Source organism: Martinezella miluonensis (assembly GCF_900094545.1).
Lineage (GTDB): Bacteria > Pseudomonadota > Alphaproteobacteria > Rhizobiales > Rhizobiaceae > Rhizobium > Rhizobium miluonense.
The window spans coordinates 15,437-38,525 of the sequence record NZ_FMAH01000055.1 but is presented as its reverse complement, the minus strand read 5'-3'; the positions used below and the strand labels follow the sequence as shown (position 1 = coordinate 38,525).

20 protein-coding genes are annotated in these 23,089 nt (G+C 60.3%); 5 read left to right on the top strand and 15 right to left on the bottom strand.

Annotation, left to right across the window (positions count from 1 at the left end; all coding sequences use genetic code 11):
* Positions 1-261, top strand: a 261-nt coding sequence (gene tnpA, locus GA0061102_RS28975; protein WP_139115119.1) for an IS200/IS605 family transposase, incomplete at its 5' end; no start/stop codon positions are given.
* Positions 262-421: 160 nt separating this feature from the next.
* Here the strand turns inward: tnpA and GA0061102_RS28970 are convergent.
* From GA0061102_RS28970 to GA0061102_RS28955, 4 genes are all read right to left on the bottom strand, one after another.
* Complete coding sequence (locus tag GA0061102_RS28970; RefSeq protein WP_092855653.1) at positions 422-2,476, bottom strand: bifunctional aldolase/short-chain dehydrogenase; 2,055 nt, start codon at positions 2,474-2,476, stop codon at positions 422-424.
* Between the two features lie 57 nt (positions 2,477-2,533).
* Entirely contained in the window at positions 2,534-3,514 is a 981-nt protein-coding gene (locus GA0061102_RS28965) for a sugar-binding transcriptional regulator (protein ID WP_092855650.1), read from the bottom strand.
* 310 nt (positions 3,515-3,824) lie between these two features.
* Positions 3,825-5,108, bottom strand: coding sequence for an epoxide hydrolase family protein (locus GA0061102_RS28960; protein WP_092855648.1), 1,284 nt, complete (start codon positions 5,106-5,108; stop codon positions 3,825-3,827).
* 13 nt (positions 5,109-5,121) lie between these two features.
* A complete protein-coding gene (locus GA0061102_RS28955; RefSeq protein WP_092855647.1) occupies positions 5,122-5,535 on the bottom strand; it encodes an organic hydroperoxide resistance protein in 414 nt (137 codons plus the stop codon).
* A 135-nt stretch (positions 5,536-5,670) separates the two neighbouring features.
* On the opposite strand from GA0061102_RS28955, the gene GA0061102_RS28950 reads away from it, so the two are divergent.
* A complete protein-coding gene (locus tag GA0061102_RS28950; protein ID WP_092855657.1) occupies positions 5,671-6,639 on the top strand; it encodes a GlxA family transcriptional regulator in 969 nt (322 codons plus the stop codon).
* 111 nt (positions 6,640-6,750) lie between these two features.
* Here the strand turns inward: GA0061102_RS28950 and GA0061102_RS34125 are convergent, their stop codons facing one another.
* From GA0061102_RS34125 to GA0061102_RS28935, 3 genes are read right to left on the bottom strand one after another with little or no spacing between them, the layout of a single operon-like run.
* On the bottom strand, positions 6,751-6,930 hold the full coding sequence (locus GA0061102_RS34125) for an NAD(+)--rifampin ADP-ribosyltransferase (protein ID WP_425348574.1): 180 nt from the start codon (positions 6,928-6,930) through the stop codon (positions 6,751-6,753).
* A 54-nt stretch (positions 6,931-6,984) separates the two neighbouring features.
* On the bottom strand, positions 6,985-8,568 hold the full coding sequence (locus tag GA0061102_RS28940) for a DHA2 family efflux MFS transporter permease subunit (protein ID WP_092855645.1): 1,584 nt from the start codon (positions 8,566-8,568) through the stop codon (positions 6,985-6,987).
* A gap of 26 nt (positions 8,569-8,594) precedes the next feature.
* Positions 8,595-9,776 carry an HlyD family secretion protein gene (locus GA0061102_RS28935; protein ID WP_092855644.1) on the bottom strand — a complete coding sequence of 394 codons (1,182 nt, stop codon included), beginning with the start codon at positions 9,774-9,776 and terminating at the stop codon, positions 8,595-8,597.
* A 134-nt stretch (positions 9,777-9,910) separates the two neighbouring features.
* Between GA0061102_RS28935 and GA0061102_RS28930 the strand changes: the two genes are divergently transcribed.
* Complete coding sequence (locus GA0061102_RS28930; RefSeq protein WP_092855642.1) at positions 9,911-10,558, top strand: TetR/AcrR family transcriptional regulator; 648 nt, start codon at positions 9,911-9,913, stop codon at positions 10,556-10,558.
* Positions 10,559-10,644: 86 nt separating this feature from the next.
* Here the strand turns inward: GA0061102_RS28930 and GA0061102_RS28925 are convergent, their stop codons facing one another.
* The 6 genes from GA0061102_RS28925 to gcl form a co-directional block, all read right to left on the bottom strand.
* Positions 10,645-11,238: a hypothetical protein gene (locus GA0061102_RS28925; protein WP_245298173.1), complete on the bottom strand. Its 594-nt coding sequence runs from the start codon at positions 11,236-11,238 to the stop codon at positions 10,645-10,647.
* Between the two features lie 55 nt (positions 11,239-11,293).
* Positions 11,294-12,922, bottom strand: a complete 1,629-nt coding sequence (locus GA0061102_RS28920) for an MFS transporter (protein WP_092855636.1) — start codon at positions 12,920-12,922, stop codon at positions 11,294-11,296.
* A 350-nt stretch (positions 12,923-13,272) separates the two neighbouring features.
* Positions 13,273-14,544, bottom strand: a complete 1,272-nt coding sequence (locus tag GA0061102_RS28915; RefSeq protein ID WP_092855634.1) for a glycerate kinase type-2 family protein — start codon at positions 14,542-14,544, stop codon at positions 13,273-13,275.
* Positions 14,545-14,662: 118 nt separating this feature from the next.
* The gene (gene glxR, locus GA0061102_RS28910) at positions 14,663-15,547 is read right to left on the bottom strand and encodes a 2-hydroxy-3-oxopropionate reductase (protein WP_092855632.1); all 885 of its coding nucleotides are present in this window, start codon (positions 15,545-15,547) and stop codon (positions 14,663-14,665) included.
* A gap of 5 nt (positions 15,548-15,552) precedes the next feature.
* On the bottom strand, positions 15,553-16,368 hold the full coding sequence (gene hyi, locus GA0061102_RS28905; protein WP_092855630.1) for a hydroxypyruvate isomerase: 816 nt from the start codon (positions 16,366-16,368) through the stop codon (positions 15,553-15,555).
* Positions 16,369-16,380: 12 nt separating this feature from the next.
* Complete coding sequence (gene gcl, locus GA0061102_RS28900; protein ID WP_092855628.1) at positions 16,381-18,165, bottom strand: glyoxylate carboligase; 1,785 nt, start codon at positions 18,163-18,165, stop codon at positions 16,381-16,383.
* 263 nt (positions 18,166-18,428) lie between these two features.
* Between gcl and bhcR the strand changes: the two genes are divergently transcribed.
* On the top strand, positions 18,429-19,256 hold the full coding sequence (gene bhcR, locus GA0061102_RS28895; RefSeq protein WP_092855627.1) for an HTH-type transcriptional regulator BhcR: 828 nt from the start codon (positions 18,429-18,431) through the stop codon (positions 19,254-19,256).
* 131 nt (positions 19,257-19,387) lie between these two features.
* Here bhcR and guaD read toward each other — a convergent pair whose 3' ends face one another.
* Complete coding sequence (gene guaD / locus GA0061102_RS28890; RefSeq protein ID WP_092855625.1) at positions 19,388-20,731, bottom strand: guanine deaminase; 1,344 nt, start codon at positions 20,729-20,731, stop codon at positions 19,388-19,390.
* Positions 20,728-21,966: a urate hydroxylase PuuD gene (locus tag GA0061102_RS28885; protein WP_092855623.1), complete on the bottom strand. Its 1,239-nt coding sequence runs from the start codon at positions 21,964-21,966 to the stop codon at positions 20,728-20,730. The genes guaD and GA0061102_RS28885 overlap by 4 nt, the downstream gene beginning before the upstream one ends.
* A 140-nt stretch (positions 21,967-22,106) precedes the next feature.
* Between GA0061102_RS28885 and GA0061102_RS28880 the strand changes: the two genes are divergently transcribed.
* Positions 22,107-23,045: a LysR family transcriptional regulator gene (locus tag GA0061102_RS28880; protein WP_092855621.1), complete on the top strand. Its 939-nt coding sequence runs from the start codon at positions 22,107-22,109 to the stop codon at positions 23,043-23,045.
* Positions 23,046-23,089 lie beyond the last annotated feature (44 nt).

The window sequence follows — 23,089 nt, the reverse complement described above, 5'->3', positions numbered from 1 at the left end:
GACCATGTGCATATGTTGATATCGATCCCGCCGAAATACTCGGTTGCGCATATTGTCGGCTTTTTGAAGGGCAAGACAGCCCTTTACGTTGCCAATAAATATGCGCGCAAGCGCCGCTACAAGGGTTATCACTTTTGGGCGCGCGGGTACTTCGTATCGACGGCTGGCTATGACGAGCAGGTCGTCAGACGTTATATCCGTAATCAGGAAAAGGCCGACAAAGCTTCCGACTTTGCCGACCTCTTCAATCGTAGCTACTAAGCGCTAACAAAACCGCTTCTAGCGGTTCAAGCGCAGCGTTTCAAACCTCCACCTCTGGTGGAGGTCATGACTTATTGCCTGTTGGCAACTGCATCCTTGGACATGCCGACAAAAATTGCCCCCGGATGGGGGCAATTTCCTTTGCGAGATTGCGCTGGTCTCAGCGAAGGGCGGCCGCGATGTTGCCGCCATCGACGGTCGTTACATCCGCCGTCGTTCTCTCGGCCAGAGCATGGTGAACGAAAGCGCGGGCGACGTCCTCGGCCGTCACCTCAAGGCCAAGAAGGTTCCCACCCATATATTCGGAAATGGACACGCCGCGTGCAGCGGCGCGGTTGGCGATCATCTCGTCATTGAGCAGGCCTGATCGGATACGGTCGGCATTGACGGCGTTGACCCGGATCCTGTCGGCGCCATGCTCCAATGCATATTGGCGGGACAAGAACAGGGTTGCTGCTTTCGCAAGCCCATAGGCGCCGAATTTGGCACCGGGATTGACCGCTTGCTTGGAGGCATTGAAGAGCAGAACGCCGCCGGTTCCCTGTGCTTTCATGATGCGTACCGCATTTTGCGCCACGCTCTGATGGGCGAAGAAGTTCAGCTCGAAGCTTTTACGCAGCAGTGCATCGTCCATGGTCGCGATCGGGCTCTCCCAGGCGGCACCCGCATTCGAGACGACAATATCGACACCGCCGAAGGTGGCAACCGCAGCGTCGAAGGCGGCGCGAACCGAGGCAGGGTCGGTTATGTCGCAAGCAAGGCCGATCGAAGCGTTGCCAACGGATTTGGCAACCGTCCTTGCCTTCTCGCCGTCGAGGTCGAGCACGACGGCATGGGCGCCTTCGGTTGCGAATGCCTTGACGATGGCGGCACCAATGGCACCGGCACCACCCGTGACCATCACGACCTGACCGGTGAAGGGCTTGGGCTTGGCGCCGGCGAGTTTCGCCTGTTCCAACGACCAATATTCGAGCTCGAACAGATCCGGCCGGCTGACCGGCTCGAACCGGCCGATCGATTCCGCGTCCCGCGCAGCCTCGATCCACATCTCCCCGACATCCACGGCAATTGTCGCATCCTTGTAGGTCCGGCCGTGACCATACATGCCGAGGCCAGGCACCAGAGTCAGGCGCGGCATCGGATCGAGCATGATGCGCTCGACGTCATCCCGCGCATCGTTGCTGCGGAAATACTCGGTATAGTCGGCGGCAAAGGCGGCGACGCGCTCGTCGATTATGCCACGATAGCCGGCGAGATTTTCCTTCGTCGGCGCCGGCAGCACCATCGGTCCGGTCTTGATGCGAATGGAAAGATCGGGGGTCGAGACGCCGCGGGCCGCCATGTCGGCAACTTCGGCGGAGTTGACGAAGTCGAGGATAGCCGGCGAGGTGCGGAACACGCTGACCATCCGGTCGAAACGACCTTCGCCCTTGTCGACCGCAACGGCACCGCGCAGCATGGCAGCGATATCGCCGGGGCTTGCGAGATCTGCGGGCAGGGCGGCCGCCGTGAAAGGATGACGGCCATTCCGCTTCACATGGTCCTCCGCCAGTGTCACGTAATGGATCATCCGGTCGTAGGCTTCCTTTGCCGTCTCGCCGAAGGTGAAGATACCGTGCTTGTCCAGAATCAGACCTTCGACCGTCGGATCCCGTTCAAAGACTTTCGCCGCCGCTTTGGCGAGTGCAAATCCCGGCATGATGTAGGGTACGAAGCCCATCTTCTTGCCGAACAGCTCCGTGCACATTTCCCGGCTTTTCGCCTGGTCGGCGATCGCAAGGATCGCCGTCGAATGGGTGTGATCGACGAATTTGTGCGGAAGAAAGGCGTGCAGGAGCGCTTCCACCGAGGGGTTCGGTGCCATCGGATCGATGAGATTGGCGCGCAGCAGCGTCACCATATCCTCGTCCGACAGCTTTGCGAGCTTCCGGCTCTTCAGAAGCGGCCCGATCCGGACGGCGGGCAGGCCTGGCGGCTCGATGACGCCCATATCCCAGCCGCTGCCTTTGACGCAGAGGACGGTGTGGGTATCGCCGACCAGATCCGTCATCTCAGTCTTCACGGAGGTGTTGCCGCCCCCATGCAGCACGAGCCGCGGTTCACCTCCCAAAAGCCGTGTCGTATAGGTGCGCAATGCAAGATCGCGATTGACGCCCTTGGCCTGATAATCGGCCACGACTTTTTCCGCGACATCGTCGCGCCAGAGATTTTCCATTTTAGTTTACCTCCCGGTGAAACGGCCCCTCCCGTATCGGTGGGCCATGTGACAGGCTCAGGTCTTGCCTGAGCTGTTTCTGTCGAGCCCTTCTGTTCTCCAGCGATCCAGGATGCGCCGTGCCATCGATGCGGTAACGATGAGGTGCGAGGCGAAGCCGCCTTTGAGCGCAGCGACCAGGGGTTCGAATTTGCTGTCTTCCTGCACCACGAGCATACGCTTCTTGATTGCGCGGATGGAGCCGAGATCGGCAGACATGCAGCGGCGGTTATGGCCGCAATCCATCCATTGGCCATCGCGGTCGATGAGCTGCCCGGCTATGACTCCAGCCGCACCCTTGCTGCCCATCGCGTGCATTTCTGCCGCTGAAAGCGCTCCACATTTGACGAGGTGGCTATCATCCTCGATGCCGCCCACCGAGTAGAGCGCGAGCTGGCAGTCGGAAATCGTTGCAAGCTGCTCGCGAATGACAGGTTCGGAGCGTAGTTCTTCCGCAAGCCGTTCCGAAGAGAGCACGAGGGGGGCATAGAGATTGATGCCTTCGGCATTGAGCCGCCGGGCGATTTCCGTCGTGCATTGGTCGGGGCGATAGGAGTAGGGCGCGCCAAGATTGCCGCAGAGCTGAACCACGGTAACGCCGCGCAGATCGGCAAATGGCATGACGTCGGCAATGTGATAGACGGTGCGACCCCAGGCGACGCCAATCCGGTCGCCCTTATTGATGAGTTCGAGGAAAACGGAAGCTGCGACAACAGGCATTTCCGCAGCCGGATCCATGGCTTGCCGATCTTCCGGCACGATCCAGACGGACGTCAGGCCTGTCGCGTCCTCCAGCTCCCGGGCGAGGACATCATCCGAGAAGAGTTCGTTGGAGGTGGTAATCGTGACGATCCCCATTTCGCGCGCGCGGCGCAAATACATGGCAATCGATGCGCGCGAGATCTCCAGGCGCTGGGCCACTTCATCCTGGCGCATGCCATGCGTGTAGTAGAGCCAGGCGGCCTTGTGAATAATCTGGTCGTTGGAGCGGATCGGCATGCTGCTCTTTCAAAATGAACACTCTGACATAATTCATCATAGCTGACAAAAGTCAATGTCCTGAATTGATATGGCCTTGGTCAAGGCAATGCAAAAGCAGGCGAAACGATTTGGAGGAATTAAAATAAGAATGGTGGCGCTTCGCTAAATCGGTTCGGGCTGGGGAATCCAGATAGTTGAGACGCCACCGCCGAGTGCTCCCGTCATAAAGCAAATCGGGAGCATGCCGGCGATGGCATTAAGGTTGTGCTGACCGTCAATTCTACGCGATGACCTCAGCCGTTGCCGTGTCTGAGACGATGCAGCTTATTCACCGCAGCGACTGAAAGGTTGCACGCAGTTCTGCGGTCAGGAGCTGCGGCTGTTCCCAGGCGGCAAAGTGGCCGCCTTTCGGCAGGCGATTATAGTGAACGAGGTTCGGATAGGCCTTGCGAGCCCAGCTCTCCGGCGCAGTGTAGATCTCGTCGGGGAAGGCACTGACGCCCATCGGCAACTCGACTCTCTTCGGCTGGAAGAAGGCGAGCTTGCTCTCCCAATAGAGGCGTGCCGAGGAGACCGCGGTATTCGTCAGCCAATAGAGGGTGATGTTATTGAGGATGTCGTCTCGCGTCAGTCCTTCGTAGGCACCATCGAAGACACGCGTGATTAAATCACGGCTGCGATCGTCGTGGTCGAGCATCCAGGCGGCCAGCCCGATGGGCGAATCCGCAAGCGCATAGAGCGTCTGCGGCCGGTTTGCCATTTCCTGGGCGTAGCCAAGCCCATGCTTGTAGAAGAAGGCGAGCTGTTCCCAGGCGTAGCGTTCGTCGGCAGAAAGGCCCGCCGGCATGGGGCCATCGGGCAGAAGCTTGGCGATGTCGTCCGGAATGGTGGCGGGCATGTTGGTATGAACACCGATCAATCCCGCCGGCTTGAGGAGCGCCATCTGTTCGGTGACCGCATTTCCCCAATCGCCGCCCTGGGCGGCGTAGCGGGTATAGCCGAGGCGGCGCATCAGCTCGACCCAGGCCCGCGCGACATGCTGAGGATCCCAGCCGGTTGCGGTCGGCTTGCCGGAGAAGCCGTAGCCGGGAAGCGACGGAATGACGACGTGAAACGCATCCGCCGCGGTGCCGCCATAGGCGGTCGGATTGGTGAGCGGTTCGATGATCTTCAGCTGCTCGATGATCGAGCCCGGCCAGCCGTGAGTGACGATGATCGGAAGCGCGTCGGGGTGCTTCGACTTCACATGAATGAAGTGGATGTCGAGCCCATCGATCTCGGTAATGAAGTTCAGCCGAGCATTGATTGCCTTCTCGGCCTTGCGCCAGTCGTGATGGTTGGCCCAATAGTCGGCGAGCTTCTGCATCGTGGCAAGGTTCACACCTTGCGTCGCGTCGCGAACGGTCTCACGTTCCGGCCACTTGGTTGCGCGAATGCGCGAGCGCAGATCGGAAAGCGATTCCTTTGACGCCTGGAAGATGAAGGGGCGAATTTCCGCACTGCCCGCTACGACGCCCGCCCGCGCGGCGAACGGAACGCTCAAAGCGACTGCGCCGACCAGGGACGACGCGAGAAAGTTGCGGCGATCGATGTTGGTTTCGATGATGGACATTATCTGTCTCCGATCAGGCCAGGGCGACGGCGGCTTCGATCCCGCCGCGTACCATCTTTGAATAAGGGCAGATTGCGTGTGCGCGGTCGATCAGAGCCTGCGCCGCTTGCCGCTCAAGCCCAGGCAGGCTGACGGCGAGCCGGGCGCTGATCGAGAAACCTTCGATCTCGTCGATGTTGAGATCGACTTCGGCATCGACGGCCGTGTCGACCGGCAGTGCGACGCCGGCCTCTCCCGCAGCGCGGGCAAGTGCGCCTTCGAAGCAGGCTGACCATCCGGCGGCGAACAATTGCTCGGGATTGGTGCCCGGGCGCTTGGAGCCTGGCGCGGCGAGGCGGACGTCGATCCGGCCGTCAGCGCTGCGTGCCGCGCCTTCGCGGCCACCGACGGTGTGGACCTGGGCAGTGTAAAGGGTCTTCATTGGCATGACTTTCATCCTTTCTTGAGGGGCGAGCGGTCTCGATTTCGAATGACCTGCACGTCTACGAAAGAGATGTGGGGTTGCAGTGCTGCGGCACAAATGTCATATATACGACGTTTCAAGACATTCACGGTGAGGACGATGCAGACCATTGGTTTCCTGGTCCATCCAAGCTTTCACATGCTCTCTCTGGGCGCCCTATCGGCGTTCGAATTCGCCAACCGCACCTTGCCGGAACCCGCCTATGAGGTGGTGACCGTGTCGATGACGGGTGGGCTCGTTCGGAGTTGCATCGGCGTCGACGTCGATACCGTCGAGCTGCGCGGACAGAGCTTCGATACCCTTATGATTGCCGGAGCCCCGACGATCGTTCCGTTTCCGCCCAGGCTCGTCGAGCATCTGAAAGACGCGACCGCTCGCCACCGCCGCGTTGTTTCGATCTGCACCGGCGCTTTTGTCCTTGCGGAGGCGGGTCTTCTTGATGGAAGGCGAGCGACGACGCATTGGTTCCACGCGCGCGAACTGGCCGACCGCTTCCCGGCGGTCAAGGTCGAGCAGGATCGCATCTTCATCGCCGATGGGCCGATATGGACCTCTGCAGGTGCGAGCGCCGCGATCGATCTGGCGCTTGCGCTCGTGGAGCAGGATCATGGCGTGGAAATTGCGCGGGCGGTCGCGCGCAAGCTGGTCGTCTATCACCGGCGACCCGGAGGACAGTCGCAGTTCTCCGAGCTTCTCGACATCGCGCCGAAGTCCGACCGTATTCAGCGCGCGTTGACCTATGCGCGGCGCAACCTTCAAACGGAACTTTCGGTCACCCAACTGGCCAAGGTGGCAAGCCTCAGCCCCAGGCAGTTCAGCCGGGCATTTCTGGCGGAGACCGGGCAGCCGCCCGCCAAAATCGTTGAGCGCCTGCGCGTCGAGGCGGCGCGACTCCTGATGGAACAGAGCCGCCACCCGATCGACGTCATCGCGCGCCAGACGGGTTTCGCCGATCGTGACCGTATGCGGCGTGCTTTTCTGCGCGCTTTCGGGCAACCGCCACAGGCCATCAGACGCAGTGGACGGAGCGACCCGATCGATATCGCCGAAAGCGCCGTCGAGGCCTAGGCGTCAACCGGGCTCGATCTCGATAGCGACCGGATGTTTCGGCGTATCGGCCATGAGCCTGTTGCCGACGGCGATCAGCGGATCGCTTCGATGCCTTGCGCCTTCCGGCGTTCAAGGTGATCCTTGGTATCTTAGTTGTTGGGGAGAGTGCCTTTGCGGGCCTTTGACCTCACCGGTAACCCGGAGCGGCTCGCGGATGCGGTAGGATTGGGTCGGGTTGCCGGAGAATTTCTTGTCGGTCAGATTTTGGTCACCGACGATCGGGCCGGCCGGTTCGCGATGTCCAACCATATCCGCATGGCGCGAAGAACCAGGTCCTCGCGCCACGCGCATCCTGCGCTTGTCTCAGTGGGCGCCCGCTCCGCCGCCAGGGGCGGGCTTGCGGGCAAGAAGGACGGCGACAGCCGCTATTGCCAGCAAAATGCCGATTACGGCGAAGGTATCGCCGAAGCCCATGATCAGCGCCTGCCGCTTGATGAGACTGCCGAGAGCGACCGTCGCTTTCTGCGTGGCAAGGGCATGATCGGAGACCCCATGCGAGAGGAAATAATTGGTCACCTGCGTCAGCCGCTCTCTTACCTCGTCGCGGGAGAGCGTCACCGACTGGCCGATGATGTTGGAGTGGAACTGTTCGCGCTTGGTGAGCACCGTGCCGAGCGTCGCCGTTCCGACAGCGCCTCCGAGGTTTCTCAGCATGTTGGTCAGGCCGGACGCCGCGGCGGCATCAGCCGCTGCGATGCCGGCGGTGGTAATTGCCGTGATCGGCGTGATGACCATGGCCTGGCCGACGGCACGCACGATATTCGGGATCCAGAATTGGTCGCCGGCGGTATCGGCCGAAAGCGTCACGTTCATGAAGCAGCTTACCGCGAAGATGCCGATGCCGAGAAAGCCGATATAGCGGACGTCAAAGCGCTTCATCATCATCGGAACCAGCGGGATCAGGATGAGCTGCGGCAGACCCGTCCAGGCGAGCACGTTGCCGATCTGCTCGGCATTGTAGCGCTGCACCTGGCCGAGATATTGCGGCAGGATATAGACCGAGCCAAAGAGGGCGAAGCCGACCAGCACATTGACGAGAACGCCGATGCCGAAATTGCGCTGCTTTAACAGCCTCAGCTTCACCAGCGGGTTCTGGACCGTCAGCTCGATCCAGATGAAGGCGCCGAGCGAGACGACGGCGATGGCGCTGAGCTTGAGGATGAAGGGTGAGGAGAACCAGTCGTCCTTGTTGCCTTCCTCAAGCACGGTCTGCAGTGCCGAAAGCCCGATCGCCATCGTGACGATCCCCGCCCAATCGCCCTCTTTCAGAAGGCCGAGCCGCATCGGCGCCTTTTCAAGCGTAAGGGCAAGGGCGATCGCCATGATGGCGCTTGGCAAGGCATTGATGAAGAAGATCGTCTGCCAGCCGTAGTTTTCAGTCAGATAGCCGCCGATGGTGGGGCCGATCGCCGGGGCAACGGTGACCGAGAGAGCGAAGATGGCAAGCCCCGTCGGCTGCTGCGATTTCGGCAGCTTGGTGAGGATCATGGTGAAGGCCATCGGGATGAGCACGCCGCCGGCAAAGCCCTGCAGCCCGCGCAGGACGATCATCGTGCCAAGATCATGCGCGAAGGCACAGGCGATCGAGAACAGCGGAAAAAGGATCGAATTGACGAGGATATAGCGGCGAAACGAGAAGACGCTGCTGAAAAAAGCGGTCAATGGAATGACGACGATCTCGCCGATCAGGTAAGAGGTCGATATCCAGGCGCCGTTGTCGACGCCCGTGCCGATGCCGCCTTCTATGTCGAGGAGAGAGGCGTTGGTGATCTGTATGTTGAGAATTGCCATGAAGGCGCCGATCATGCCGGCAAGCACGGCAATCCATTCTTTGGTGCTGGCCTTCGCACTTTGCTGTGGGACGGCGGCGGCTGTTGTGGTGGACATGGTTCCGTACTCCTCATCCTCGGCATTCACGCGCCGTGGCCCTGATCGGCCGTCTTGATGTCGATGCTCGGTTGCACCGACATGCCGGGGCGTAGGTCGCCGGATGTTGCGCTGTCTGCGTCAAGGACGATCTTGACCGGGATGCGTTGCACCACTTTGGTGAAATTGCCCGTGGCATTGTCCGGCGGCAGCAGCGCAAATTCCTGGCCGCTGGCGGGTGCCAGGCTGTCGACATGGCCGTGATAGGTGCGGCCGGGGAACATATCGACTTCGATGTCGACCGGCTGACCGGCCCGCACGTCGGTCAACTGGGTCTCCTTGTAATTGGCAATGATGTAGGCTGCCGATGTCGGCACCACCGACATCAGCTGCGTGCCGGCCTGGACATATTGGCCGACGCGGAGCGTGCGATTGCCGACGACGCCGTCGAGCGGAGCGGTAATGGCCGTATAGGAGAGATTGAGCTCGGCTTGGCTTTGGACCGCCTGATCATGGGCAATTGTCGCCTTGGCTTGTGCCAGCTGCGCTTTCAACAGATCGACCTGCTTGGTGGTTGCCGCAAGCGACGCGGTGTCGCGATTGATGGCGGCGCGCGCAGCGGCGATCTGAGAAGCGGCCTGCTGTGCGGTTTGCACCGCGGCGTAGCCATTCACCGAAAGGCTCGCATAGCGCTTGTCGTTTTGTTCGGCAAAGGTCTCGTTGGCCCTGTCGACGTCGACCGTCGCCTGGGCGGCCGATATCAGCGATTGCTGCATGTCGAGAGAAGCCTGCTTGGCCTCGACATCGGCTTGAGCGGCGGCAACATCGGCCTTGGCCTGGTCGAGCGCCGTCCTGAAGTCGCGATCGTCAATGCGGGCAAGCACTTGTCCCGCCTTGACGGGCTGATTGTCGCTGACGAGGACATTGGTGACATAGCCGGAGATTTTCGGTGCAATAGCGCTGTTGTCGGCCTGCACATAGGCATCGTCGGTCGATACCTGGAAGCGGCCGATCGTCCAGTAATTATGCCCGTAATAGGCAGCGGCGGCGATGACGACGAGCGCGGTCGCTCCGATCAGGAACGGCTTGCCGCGCTTCGTCGCCGGCTTTTCCTCAGAGGCAATACGCGCCAGTTCCGCCGGCACGCCCGGCTTGCCAGCGTCCATGGACGGTGCCTCTGCGGCAGGCGCCTGCTTGCCGGCATTCAACACATGAACCTTGCTTTCCATTGCTGTTACTCCCGAAGGACCGGCTTCGACGGATGGATAGGCCGCCAAAATTCTCGGCTCGATATTTAGGAAACTTGCTGTTTTCCAAAATATGCGCTATAAAATGGAAGTCAACAGGAATTTGGAAAATTATTATGGTCGAAATTCAATTAATCGAGAAGCGGTCGAGGGGTCGACCCCAGATCCGTTGCGACGACGATACGAAAAGCCTGATCATCGAGGCAGCGGACACCCAGTTTCGGGAAAATGGCTATGCCGCCACAAGCATCAACGCGATCGCACAAACGGCCGGTGTCTCGACGAAGACGCTCTACAGGCTGTTCCCGGCCAAGGCGGATTTGCTGTCGAGCATCATTTCCGATCGCATTAATCGGTTCTTCTTGGCGCTTGACCAGTCGACGCTCGCAACGATGGATTTGCGGGAGGGGCTGGAGCGACTTCTGACGGCCTACGGTATGTTGACGATGTCGGATGATACGGTGGACATGATGCGCCTCATTATCGCGGAATCCGACCGCTTTCCCGAAATCGCCAAGAGCTTCTACGAGACCGCCATCGTCGGCTCGAATGCGGTGATGGAGAAATGGCTGACAACGCAGGTCGAACGCGGGCTGATCAAGCTCGAGGACCCGCATATGGCCTCCGGCATGCTGCGCGGAATGATGATCATGGAACCGCAGCGCGCCGCGATCCTGCGTCAGCAAAAGACGCCTGGTATCGACGAGATTGCCCAGCGCGCCCGGATCTGTGCCGATATCTTCCTGAAAGGATGCCAAATCTGACCGATTGCATTTCGGTTGATCTCGAAGAGATGGGGCGCTGTTGTCACGTTGTCAGCGAATGAAAGAGTGAGGAGTGCAGCTGCGCCTCAGTCGTCTTGCGGCGCAGTTCTTGGGCACAAAGCCCGAAAGATCCCCATATTTGTCGAATAGCCGGACGCGGAGGAACCATCAGCGGCCTCATTCGTCTTCAAGTCCACCAGCCGATATTTGGCCATGCTGCCGGCCGCTGGATTACGACCCTGGAACTGATGCCGGTCGCCAACGAAATCTGTAAAAACTCCGGTTTTGCAATCGGCTTGGATGAGGTCATTCAACGGCGTCGCCAACTCCTGCTTGATACAATCCGGCGTGACTTTCTGAACATACTCACGGCAGAAGGCGACTGCGTTTTCCCGTGTGTGCTTGGTCCGGATTTCCGCATGCGATGTATCGAGACCGGACATGTTGACGATTGTCACTTCCATCCCGGCGCGAGAGCCATAATAGATGGTGCCAGATGCAAACGCCGTGGTGCAAGATACTGTCGTTGCCAAAAATGCAAGAAAAAGAGTTTTCATCATCGCCCCCGCTTCACGCATGAGTAAACAGCCAAGGCGGAAAAAAGTCGAGCCGTCGGCCATCATCGCAATCGGCGGCCTGCCACGCAATTTTTGTGCGAGACATTCGGGCGTGATGATCATAATCAGACGGCTGAAGAGACAGAGCTGAAGCGGGAAGCCTGCTCGCTCAGCTCTATCATGTCGCGTCGAGATAGGGCTTCAGAGGCATGTCGTCATGCCGCGGTACCGTTTGTCGTTCGATCATATGATGGATGATTGGCGGTTGATCGCCTCGGTGCAGCGCATCAAGGCGCTCGGAAACCTCGACGTCGGCATGCGTCTGGCGCTGGCTGTGGCGGACATAATCGATCCAGGTCGGCAGATGGTAGCTTTCCGTCCAGGTGTTCGGCTTTTCGAGATCGCGCAGCAGCGACCATTGCTTTGCGCCATCCCGGATTCTCATCCTGCGGCGCTGCGCCATGACGGCCAGGAATTCAGCTACGTCTTCCTGATCGATGCTGTAATCCACCATGACCAGGATCGGGCCGCTTCGGGAACGCAGGTCGAGCTGCAGTTGCGGTTCGCTGAACGTGTTCGTCGGATCGAGATTGAGGGATTCAAAATCCGGTTGCCGCAACAGAAGACCGAGCAGACCGCCTATCGCGAGCGTGGCGCTTGCAATGAGAAGGGCGCCGGTTACGCCATGACTGTCGGCCAGTTCGCCCCAGAGCCAGCTTCCTGCCGCCATGCCGCCGAAGGTGGCGGTCTGGTAGAGCGAAAGAGCACGGCCAACGACCCAGCGCGGCGTGGAAAGCTGAACCGTGACGTTGAACAGCGAGAAGGCCTGTACCCATGCCACGCCTGCAGGCATCAACAACAGACAGCTGAGCCACAGTTGATTGCTCAGCGCCAGGCAGAAGCTGCTGGTCGCCAGCGTGAAGAATGCGCCGCGGATCACCCACTCATTGCTCAGGAGATCGCGAATGCGGCCGATCAGCAGCGCGCCGCAAATCGCGCCGAAGCCGAAGAAGCCGAGCATGATGCCGTAAGTAATGGCGGTGCCATGCACATGGTCGCGCGCAACCAGCGGCAGCAGCGCCAGGATGACGATCGCCGTCAGGCCGAAGACAAAGCCGCGGCACATAACCTTGAGCAGGTTCGGCGACATCAGGACGTAGCGGAATCCAGCCGACATTGCGCTGCCGAAGGGCTCGCGCGGCAACATGTTGCGGGCGGGGGCCTTCTTCCAGCGCCACAAGGCGAAAATCAGGGCGAAATAACAGAAGACGTTGAAGAGAAAGGCGAAAGCAGCACCTGCGGCTGCGACGATGAGGCCGCCGATCGCAGGGCCGATGCTACGCATCAGATTGTAGCTCATGCTATTGAGCGCGACGGCACCCGGCAGATGGTCACGCGGAACGACATCGCCCATCGAGGCCTGCCATGACGGATTGTGCAGGGCACCTCCACAGCCGATCAGGAAGGTGAGGCTCAGCAGCAGCCACGGCGTCAAGGCATTGCTGTAGGACAGCACGGCGAGCGTTGCGGACACGCACAGCATCAGCATCTGCGCAATCAGCATGATCCGTCTTCGCTCGTAGTTATCGGCAAGCGCGCCGGCCGCAAGCGAGAAAATCATGACGGGCAAGGTAGTGGAGGATTGGACCAGTGCCACCATGCCGTGGGATGTGGCAAGGCTGGTCATGAGCCAGGCGGCACCCACGCCTTCAACCAATCCGCCGAGATTTGAGATGAGCGTTGCCGACCAGAGCGAGCGGAATGTCTTGGACTGAAACGCGACGAGCGGAGAGGTTCTTTTGGGCATGTCGGCTTTTCTTCGCAGGATTGTCTTGCTCGACGGGCGCAGCGAACTCGCTCGAAGCGTACGCACAGTCGAGTCGATATTAAGCCTATAGTGATTTGCTAATTTCTGAAACGATTTTGGAATAATATTCTCGCCAATGACAGCGAAATCATCCGTTCCATCCCGAAACCATCGTTTGGGGCGGTCTTGTCATCAACGACCGTTTCCGACCTAGCGCAAGAGCGGCCGACACATCGGGAAAGCAGCTGGGTTCACGGCGGCAATTGCCGGGACGCATTGCCTGCCGCCAATGATCCTGCCCGCGGATAGCGAGCGCGGAAAACCCCTCGGAGCGTGCTTGCGGCAGTTCGTCAGCCGTTCAAAAGAATCGCGCGGAAGTCGTTGACGTTCGTGCCGGTCGGACCGCTCACGAAGAGGTCGTCGAGAGCGGCGAAGGCCGACCAGCTGTCGTTGCGGCCAAGGAATTCGGCGGCATCCTTCTCCTGATCGGCAAGGCGTGAAACGGTGGTGCCGTCGGCAAAGGCGCCGGCATTGTCTTCCGAACCGTCGATACCGTCCGTGTCGGCGGCGAGCGCGGAAATGCCCTTCCGGCCGGAAATAGCGCAGGCGAAGGAAAGCAGGAACTCGCTGTTGCGGCCGCCTTTGCCCTTGCCCTTGATTGTCACGGTCGTCTCGCCGCCGGAGAGCACGACGATGGGATCTTGAGACGATAGGCTTCGGCGCGCGATTTCGGACGTGATCGCAGCATGTTGCCGGCCGACCTCCGACGCTTCGCCTTCGATGGCATCGGAGAGCACGATCGCCTCGACGCCCGCTTTGCGTGCGACATCGGCCGCAGCCTCCAGTGCCATGGCTGCCGAAGCGACGAGTTTGACGTCGTTGCGGGCGAAGCGCGGATCTGATGGCAGCGGCGGCTCGTCCTTGCCGTCCTTGAGATGGTGCGTGACAGCTTCCGGCAGATCAAGGTGATAGCGATTGATGATCTCAAGCGCATCTGTGCGCGTGGTCGCGTCGGCAATCGTCGGGCCGGAGGCGACGAGGGCGGGATTATCGCCTGGAATATCCGAAACGACGAGTGAGACGACGCGGGCCGGATAGGCAAGGGCGGCCAGCCGGCCTCCCTTGATACGCGAGACCTGCTTGCGCACGGCATTCATCGCGCTGATCGGCGCACCGGAGGCAAGCAGCGCCCGATTGACGGCGATCTCGTCAGCAAGCGTGAGATCGCCGGCAGGGGCCGGCAGCAATGCCGAGCCGCCGCCGCAGACAAGGGCGACAACGAGATCGTCTTCGGTGAGATCGCTCATCGCGGCCATCAGCCGCTCCGCTGCGAGCAGACCGCTTTCATCCGGCACTGGATGAGCGGCTTCGAGGACCTCTATCCGCTCACAGGGTACGGCATAGCCGTAACGCGTGACGACGATGCCGGAAAGTGGCGCATCCCACAGGCGCTCGAAGGCGCGCGCCATCTGCGCCACCCCCTTGCCGGCGCCGACCACCACCGTGCGGCCTTTCGGCTTTTCCGGCAGATGGGCGGCGAGCGCTTTGTCTGGATCGGCAGCGGCGACCGCCGCATAGAACAGCGTCTCCAGAAAGGCGCGGGGATCGGCAATGCTCGGCATCGGGTTTCTCACATGTTAGAGCGTGTCCGCTTTTCTTCCGAAGCGCGAAAACGCTCTACTTTCTGTTTCTGTACGCATTCCGGAAGGAAAACCGCTACGCACTTCTCCTGGAAATGCTCTAGGCGACAGGATGGTTCGCCATGCGCTCCAACGCTTTGACGAGGCCGGAGTGGTCGAGACCGCTGTCACCGTTGGCGGCGCATTGATTGAAGAGCTCCTGCGTCGAGGCGGTGTTGGGCAGCGAGACGCCAAGCGCCTTGGCCCCCTGCAGTGCAAGATTCAAATCCTTCTGATGCAGCGATATGCGGAAGCCGGGCTCAAAGGTGCGCTTGATCATGCGTTCGCCATGCACTTCGAGGATGCGCGAGGAGGCAAAGCCGCCCATCAGAGCCGCGCGCACGCGTGCGGGATCGGCTCCTGCCTTGGACGCGAAGACGAGAGCTTCCGACACTGCCTCGATCGTCAGCGCGACAATGATCTGGTTGGCAACCTTGGTGACCTGGCCGTCGCCGCAATCGCCGACGAGCGTGATGTTCTTTCCCATCAGCTGAAGTAGCGGCAGCGCCCGTTCGAAGCTTGCTTCAGAGCCGCCGGCCATGATCGAGAGTGAGGCGTTCTTGGCGCCGACCTCACCACCGGAGACAGGCGCGTCGATATATTCGGCGCCGGTTTCGCGAACCTTCCTGGCGAATTCCTTGGTCTCGATCGGCGAAATCGAGCTCATGTCGATGACGAGTTTGCCTTTCGAAAGACCATAGGCAACGCCATTCTCGCCGAAGAGGACATCCTTGACCTCAGGCGTATCGGGCAGCATGAGGATGATCGTGTCAACGGTTTCGGCGAGTGCTTTCGGCGTCTCGACGATTTTCAGGCCATGGTCGAGCAACTCCTGGCGCGGCGAAATGGCAAACTTGGACGTGATGACGGTATGGCCGGCGTCCTGCAGGTGGCGTGCCATGGGGGTGCCCATGATGCCGAGGCCGATAAATCCGATATGTGCCATGGTTCTTAGCTCCTGATATTGAGAATGGTTGCGCTTTCAGCCTGGCGGCGGGCGGTCGCAAACCAGCCGAGCCCTGCTTCGGTCGTGGTACGCGGCTTGTATTCGCAGCCGATCCAACCGTCGTAGCCGAGCGCATCGAGCGCATTGAAAACGAACGGATAAGCGATCTCGCCGGTGCCCGGTTCATTGCGTCCCGGATTGTCGGCAAGCTGCACATGGGCGATCTCAGCCTGATGCTTCTTGAACGTACCGATCAGTTCGCCCTCGGTGCGTTGCTGATGGTAGAGATCGTATTGAATGAACAGGTTGCCGCTGCCGACCTCGGCGATGATCGAAGCTGCCTGATCGAGCGTGTTGAGGTGGAAGCCCGGAATATCGAAGCGATTGATCGGCTCGATCAACAGGCGAATTCCGTGCTTGCCCAATTCGGCCGCGGCATATTCGAGATTTGCGACGAAGGTCGTCCGCAGCACCTCATCCGACATGCCAGCCGGTGCGATGCCGGAAAGGCAGTTGACCTGCTTGCAGCCGAGCGCCAATGCGTACTCGATTGCAGAGGCGACGCCGCGGCGGAATTCGTCGATGCGATCGGGCAGGATCGCGATCCCACGCTCGCCGCCCGCCCAGTTGCCCGCGGGCAGATTGTGAAGCACCTGGATCAGGCCATGACGATCGAGCTCGGCGCGAAGTGCCTCCTTATCGAAGTCATAGGGGAAGAGATACTCGACGCCTTCGAAACCGGCCTTGGCGGCAAGTGCGAAGCGCTCGAGAAAGGGCGCCTCGTTGAAAAGCATGGTCAGATTGGCCGCAAATTTCGGCATTTGATCTCTCCTTCAGTCCAGCAGAGCGAGGGTCGCGGTCGGGGCGTCCTCGCCGCGTTCGGCGAGTTCCTCGAACTCGACTACAGCATTGATGTCGGGGCCCATGGCGATGTTGGTGACGCGCTCCAGAATGAACTCGATGACCACCGGAACCTGGTGTTCCGCCATGAGCTTCTTTGCGGTGGTGAACGCTTCCTGGAACTCATTCGGGCTACGGACGCGGATGGCCTTGCAGCCCAGCCCTTCGGCGACGGCAACATGGTCTACACCGTAACCGGGCTCCGCATCGCCTGAAGCGTTGATATTGTCGAAGGCGAGGCTGACCTCGAAATCCATGTTGAAGCCGCGCTGGGCCTGGCGGATGAGGCCGAGATAGGAATTGTTCACGACCACATGCAGATAGGGCAGCTTGTGCTGCGCACCGACGGCCAACTCCTCGATGAGGAACTGGAAATCGTAGTCACCGGACAATGCAACGATCGGCCGGTCCGGATCTGCGGCACGCACGCCGAGCGCTGCCGGCAGCGTCCAGCCGAGCGGGCCTGCCTGGCCGCAATTGATCCAGTTGCGCGGCCTGTAGACATGCAGGAATTGCGCGCCGGCGATCTGGCTGAGGCCGATGGTCGAGACGTAGCAGGTGTCGCGGTCGAAAGCCTTGTTCATCTCCTCATAGACTCGCTGTGGCTTCAGCGGCGTCTGGTCGAAATGCGTCTTGCGCAGCATGGTGCGCTTGCGGTTGCGGCATTCCTCCGCCCAGGCGGACCAGTCACGCAGCTTGCCTGCCGTCTTCCATTCGGTTGCGACGTCGAGGAATAGTTTCAATGCAGCGCCGGCATCCGAAACGATGCCGAAATCGGGTGCAAAAACACGACCGATCTGGGTCGGCTCGATATCGACATGCACGAAAGTCCGGCCCTCGGTATAGGTCGAGACATTTCCGGTATGACGGTTTGCCCAGCGATTGCCGATGCCGAAGACGAAATCGGAGGCCAGCAGCGTCGCATTGCCGTAGCGGTGCGATGTCTGCAGCCCGCACATGCCGGCCATCAGCGGATGGTCGTCCGGGATCGTGCCCCAGCCCATCAGCGTCGGAATGACCGGAACACCGGTGATTTCGGCAAGTTCGACGAGCAGGTCCGAAGCATCGGCGTTGATGATGCCACCGCCGGCGACGATCAGAGGCCGCTCGGCTGCATTCAGCATGGCGATCGCCTTTTCGGCCTGTGCCCGCGTCGCCGAGGGCTTGTAAGGTTCCAGCGGAGAGTAGGTGTCGATGTCGAATTCGATTTCGGCGAGCTGGACGTCAACAGGCAGATCGATCAGGACCGGGCCGGGGCGGCCGGAGCGCATCGTATGGAATGCCTTCTGGAAGACAAAGGGGACGAGCGCCGGCTCCATGACGGTAACGGCCCATTTGGTGACGGGGGCTGCGATCTTGGCGATATCGACAGCCTGGAAATCCTCCTTGTCGAGGCGGGCGCGGGGCGCCTGGCCGGTAATGCAAAGGATCGGGATCGAATCGGCAGAGGCCGAATAGAGGCCGGTAATCATGTCCGTGCCGGCTGGCCCCGAGGTTCCGATGCAGACGCCGATATTGCCGGCGCGAGCGCGGGTGTAACCCTCGGCCATATGACTTGCACCCTCGACGTGACGGGCAAGCACATGGCGGATCGAGCCGCGCGCTTTCATTGCCGAATACAAGGGGTTGATCGCAGCACCCGGAACGCCGAAGGCGCAATTGACGCCCTCCTTCTCCAGAACCAGCACTGCGGCATCGATTGCACGCATCTTTGCCATGGGAATTCCTCCGTTTCTGGATTGAAGGTACCGCATGGATCTTCGAATGCAATATAAAAATGGAAATCTATCTCATCATATGGAAATAAACATTTTCAACAAATCTGGAACAATCGATGCGAAGCGGATATGTCATGAAGCCCAGGTATGTCGTGCCAAAATGCACAGCGGTTTTGCGATAACGACATGTAGATGAAGGAAGACCGAAGCGTAGGGAGCGAATCCGAAAGATCGCGACACGCTTTGGACAAGAAGTGAGCGGCATGGCGGAAAATCGGGAAAAGACGAGAGGCAGGCCGGGCCGGAAACCGGCCGAGAATGCGGCGGCTTCGTCCGTCCAGGTCCTTGACCGCAGCTTGAAGCTCCTTGGCCTGGTGGCCGAAGCTGACGGCGCGGTATTGACGGATCTTGCCGACCGCTCAGGCATGGCGCCTTCGACCGTACATCGGCTGCTGACGTCTCTCGCCCAGCACGGCATGGTGACCCATGACGGCGAGACGGGCGCCTGGACGATCGGGGTGAAAGCCTTCGAGATCGGAACGGCCTATCTGCGCTTCCGCAAGCTCGGCACCATCAGTAGGCCCTTCCTGAAGCAATTGATGGAAGAATCCGGCGAGACCGCCAATATCGCCATCGAGGAGGATGGTGACGTCGTTTTCATTTCCCAGGCGGAAAGCCACGCGCCGATGCGCGCCTTTTTCAGGCCCGGTCGGCGCGGCCCGATCCATGCCTCTGGCATCGGCAAGGCGATCATTTCGACCTGGCCGGATAGCCGGATCAAAGCCGTGCTCGGCGGTCGCTCGCTCCAGCATTTCACCGACAGGACCCGCGACACGCTTCCCACTCTGCTAAAAGACCTTGCCGAGATCCGGTCGCGCGGCTGGTCGATCGACGACGAGGAGCACACGCTCGGCATGCGATGCGTGGCCGCGCCGATCTTCGATGAATATGGAGATGCCATTGCCGGCATTTCCGTCTCGGGGCCAGCCGTGCGGCTACCGGACGCAAGGGTCGACGCGCTCGGTCCGGTCGTGCGGGCAGCCGCCGAGGAACTGACGAAGGCAATGGGCGGCAGGTTGAGGCGCGTTTGAGTTCGCCTTGCGAAGGGCCGGTTCTGACGAAGCAGAACAGCAAGAGAAACCACTGAATTCAGCCGCTAACGCCAAACGCCGCCGTCTCCTATAGGAAGACGACGGCGTCGGCGGCCCACCGCATCAATTGGTCAGGCGAGTTGCAGTGGCTGGCGCGCAACCGCTCCTGGCTTCTTGTTTTTGGTCTTCATTGCCTTGCCGGCGACATAGACCTCGGTGATGCAGCGGTCGTCACCCATGGTCTGGAGAATGAAAAGCTCCTCGGCCAGCGAGGTTGCGGTGCGCATGCGGAATTCCATTGCCGACTTGGCGCTGGAATCGAGCATGACAATATCGGCGTCCGCGCCAGCCTGAAGCGAGCCGATCTGCCGTTCCAGGCCGAGCGCCAGCGCATTGCCGCGCGTCATGCGGTAGAAAGAATTGAACGGCGTCAGCCGCTGGCCCTGCAGATGCAGCACCTTGTAGGCCTCGTCCATAGTCTCCAGCATGGAGAAGCTGGTGCCGGCGCCGACATCCGTCGCAACCGACCAGCGCGCACCGAGCTCGTCGAAACGAGCGGCATTGAAGAGGCCGGAGCCGAGGAAGAGGTTCGATGTCGGGCAGAAGACGCCGAGCGCACCGGTTTCTGCCAGAACGGAAACTTCCCGCTCGCTCATATGGATGCAATGGCCAAGCAGCATGCGGTTGTTGAGCAGACCGTAACGGGCGTAAATATCCGTATAGTCCTTCGCCTCGGGATAAAGGGAGGTAGCAAAGGCGATCTCGTCGCGATTCTCGGAAAGATGCGTCTGGACATAGCAATCCGGATGCTCGGCGACGAGCACTCTGCTCATCTCCATCTGTTCGGGGGTGGAGGTGATCGCAAAGCGTGGGCTGATCGCATAATGCGCGCGACCGCGACCATGCCACTTCTCAATGAGCCGTTTTGTTTCGTCATAGCCCTGCTGCGCCGTGTCGCGCAGCGCGTCCGGCGCGTTGCGATCCATCATGACCTTGCCGCCGATCATGCACATGCCGCGGGCTTCGGCGGCTGTGAAATAGGCATCGACGCTTTCTGGATGCACCGAGCAATAGGCAACCGCCGTCGTCGTGCCGTTCGACAGGAGTTCATCCATGAAGCGGTCGGCTACCTCGGCCGCATGGGCGGCGCGAGCAAACTTCTGCTCCTCGACGAAGATATAGGTGTTCAGCCATTCGAGCAGCTGCGCGCCATAAGACGCGATCGCCTGCGTCTGCGGGAAATGAAGGTGTGTGTCGATAAAGCCGGGCAGAATGAGGTTCGGTCGATGATCTTTGATTCTGATATCGGCGCCAGCGAGCTTCAGTATGTCGCCATAGAGGCCGACCTCCACGATCTTTCCGTCGCGAACGAAAACCGCACCATCCTCAATATAGCGATAGGAAGCGGCATCATCGATGCCTTGCGGCTCGGTAAGGAAGGTCAGGACACGGCCACGGATCAAAACTTCATTCATTGGGTCTTCTCCCCTTTGACGGCACTTTCATACCAGGAAACGAGCAGGCGGCGCTCTTCGTCGGTAATATGCGAGGCATTGGCTGGCGGCATGGCGTGGCTGCGGCCCGCCTGCAAATAGATCTCGCGGGCATGGGCGGCGATGTCGCGGTCGGTCTCGAAGACGACGCCCTTCGGAGGGGCGATGATGCCCTCCCAGCTCGGTTCCTTCGCATGGCACATCGAGCAGCGTCCCATGACGGTATCGCGGACCTTCGGGAAATCCTGCGCCGCTATGAAGGGCTGCTGGATGGCAGAGATCTTCGTGACCGGTTCGCCCGTCAGGATCTTCGGTACCGTCGAAAGCCACATGATGACGATGAAGAGGACGACGGTGACGATCCAGGTCCAGGTCGGCTTGCCGGCATCTGCATGACGGGCGTTGAACCAATGGCGGATCGTCACGCCCATCAGGAAGACGAGCGAGGCGATGATCCAGTTGAACTGCGTGCCGAAAGCCAGCGGATAGTGGTTCGACAGCATCAGGAACAACACCGGCAGCGTCAGGTAGTTGTTGTGCGTCGAGCGCTGCTTGGCGATCCGGCCGTATTTCGGATCCGGCGTGCGGCCGGCAATGAGGTCGGCGACGACGATCTTCTGGTTCGGAATGATGATAAAGAAGACGTTGGCAGACATGATGGTGGCCGTAAAGGCACCGAGATGCAGGAAGGCGGCGCGACCGGTGAAGAGGTGCGTATAGCCCCAGGCGACAGCAACCAGAATGAAATACAACGCCACCATCAGCCGCGTATTGTCATTGCCGAAGGGTGATTTGCAGATCAGGTCGTACATGATCCAGCCGCCCGCGATCGAGCATAGCGAAATGGCGATCGCCACCGGCTTGGAGACGTCGAGCACTGCCGGATCGATCATATAAAGATCGGCCCCGGCGTAGTAGACGAGACAGAGCATGCCGAAGCCGGACAGCCAGGTGACGTAGCTTTCCCATTTGAACCAGACGAGGTGGTTGGGCATGTTGGCCGGCGCGACCAGATATTTCTGGATATGGTAGAAGCCGCCGCCATGGACCTGCCACTCCTCGCCATAGGCGCCCGGAGGCAACGCGGGGTGCTTCTTCAGGCCAAGGTCGAGCGCCACGAAATAAAATGACGAGCCGATCCAGGCGATAGCCGTGATCACGTGCAGCCAGCGGACAGCAAAGGTTATCCAGTCCCAGGCGATGGCATATTCGTACATGGGAACTCCCTCCCGATTTCCATGGGATTGTTTGCCATCACGCGATTTTCTCGAAAATCCCGGTGAATCCGCAACACTTTCAAAAAAATCTATAAGATCACCCCCGCTTCGCTCCGCACGCTGATGTGGTAGAAAGGGCCATGTCCTATCTTGATAATGTTCGCGTCTTCGTTCGCGTGGTCGAACTCGGCACCCTCTCGGCGGCAGGGCGCGACCAGCGCGTCACGCCTGCGGTTGCGAGCAATCGCATCAAGGAGCTCGAGCGCCATCTGGGCGTGCGTCTCTTCAACCGCACGACGCGTAAGCTTTCGCCTACCGAACATGGTCGCGTCTTCTACGACAAGGCCGTGAAGATCATCGAGGCGGTGAACGAGGCGGAGGCGGCAATCGCCGATCTCTCGCGCAATCCGAAGGGATCGCTTAGGATAACCGCCCCGCTCGGCATCGGGCGCCGGCTGGTCGCTTCGGGCATTCCCGAGTTTCACGACAAATACCCGGATATCGAGGTGCGGGTCCGCCTGTCGGACCACAATGTCGATATTCTTGCCGAGGGTGTCGATGTCGCCTTCAAGCTTGGCGTGCTGGAGGATTCGAACCTGCGCATGCGCGGCATCCTCAATTGCGAGCGTGTGCTGTGTGCTTCTCCGGCCTATCTGGCGCGTCGCGGCGTGCCGTCGACCGCGGATGCCTTGATTGCCGACAAGCATGACTGTCTTCTGCTGCGCTATCCTGGATCGAAGGAATATTACTGGACGTTGGCGACGGCGGAAGGCCTTCGCAAATTCGAGGTTGCAGGTCCCTATGACAGCGACGACGGCGATGTGCTCACCCAATGGGCGCTGGAAGACCGCGGCATCATCAACAAGCCGCTGTTCGAGGTGAAGTCATATCTGCGCGAGGGTCGCCTGGTGGAAATCCTGAAAGAGAGCCCGCCGGCCCCGGTTCAGCTCGCCGCCATCTATCCGCACAAGCGTTTCCAGGATCCGAAGGTCCGCCTGATGATCGACTTTATGGCGGAGCGCTGTCAGCGCCTCATCGGCAAGCTGCTTGCGGATGAGCCAGTGATTACCGCCTCATGATACGAAGGCCGTCGGCTGATCTCCGCTTGAATCACGTCGGCGAC

Excerpts from the sequence above, each read along its gene's own strand:
- GA0061102_RS28970 (WP_092855653.1), bottom strand. The coding sequence starts at position 2,476 with ATGGAAAATCTCTGGCGCGACGATGTCGCGGAAAAAGTCGTGGCCGAT.
- GA0061102_RS28965 (WP_092855650.1), bottom strand. The coding sequence starts at position 3,514 with ATGCCGATCCGCTCCAACGACCAGATTATTCACAAGGCCGCCTGGCTC.
- GA0061102_RS28960 (WP_092855648.1), bottom strand. The coding sequence starts at position 5,108 with ATGTCCATCATCGAAACCAACATCGATCGCCGCAACTTTCTCGCGTCG.
- GA0061102_RS28955 (WP_092855647.1), bottom strand. The coding sequence starts at position 5,535 with ATGCCAATGAAGACCCTTTACACTGCCCAGGTCCACACCGTCGGTGGC.
- GA0061102_RS28950 (WP_092855657.1), top strand. The coding sequence starts at position 5,671 with ATGCAGACCATTGGTTTCCTGGTCCATCCAAGCTTTCACATGCTCTCT.
- GA0061102_RS34125 (WP_425348574.1), bottom strand. The coding sequence starts at position 6,930 with ATGGTTGGACATCGCGAACCGGCCGGCCCGATCGTCGGTGACCAAAAT.
- GA0061102_RS28940 (WP_092855645.1), bottom strand. The coding sequence starts at position 8,568 with ATGTCCACCACAACAGCCGCCGCCGTCCCACAGCAAAGTGCGAAGGCC.
- GA0061102_RS28935 (WP_092855644.1), bottom strand. The coding sequence starts at position 9,776 with ATGGAAAGCAAGGTTCATGTGTTGAATGCCGGCAAGCAGGCGCCTGCC.
- GA0061102_RS28930 (WP_092855642.1), top strand. The coding sequence starts at position 9,911 with ATGGTCGAAATTCAATTAATCGAGAAGCGGTCGAGGGGTCGACCCCAG.
- GA0061102_RS28925 (WP_245298173.1), bottom strand. The coding sequence starts at position 11,238 with ATGATCATCACGCCCGAATGTCTCGCACAAAAATTGCGTGGCAGGCCG.
- GA0061102_RS28920 (WP_092855636.1), bottom strand. The coding sequence starts at position 12,922 with ATGCCCAAAAGAACCTCTCCGCTCGTCGCGTTTCAGTCCAAGACATTC.
- GA0061102_RS28915 (WP_092855634.1), bottom strand. The coding sequence starts at position 14,544 with ATGCCGAGCATTGCCGATCCCCGCGCCTTTCTGGAGACGCTGTTCTAT.
- glxR (WP_092855632.1), bottom strand. The coding sequence starts at position 15,547 with ATGGCACATATCGGATTTATCGGCCTCGGCATCATGGGCACCCCCATG.
- hyi (WP_092855630.1), bottom strand. The coding sequence starts at position 16,368 with ATGCCGAAATTTGCGGCCAATCTGACCATGCTTTTCAACGAGGCGCCC.
- gcl (WP_092855628.1), bottom strand. The coding sequence starts at position 18,165 with ATGGCAAAGATGCGTGCAATCGATGCCGCAGTGCTGGTTCTGGAGAAG.
- bhcR (WP_092855627.1), top strand. The coding sequence starts at position 18,429 with ATGGCGGAAAATCGGGAAAAGACGAGAGGCAGGCCGGGCCGGAAACCG.
- guaD (WP_092855625.1), bottom strand. The coding sequence starts at position 20,731 with ATGAATGAAGTTTTGATCCGTGGCCGTGTCCTGACCTTCCTTACCGAG.
- GA0061102_RS28885 (WP_092855623.1), bottom strand. The coding sequence starts at position 21,966 with ATGTACGAATATGCCATCGCCTGGGACTGGATAACCTTTGCTGTCCGC.
- GA0061102_RS28880 (WP_092855621.1), top strand. The coding sequence starts at position 22,107 with ATGTCCTATCTTGATAATGTTCGCGTCTTCGTTCGCGTGGTCGAACTC.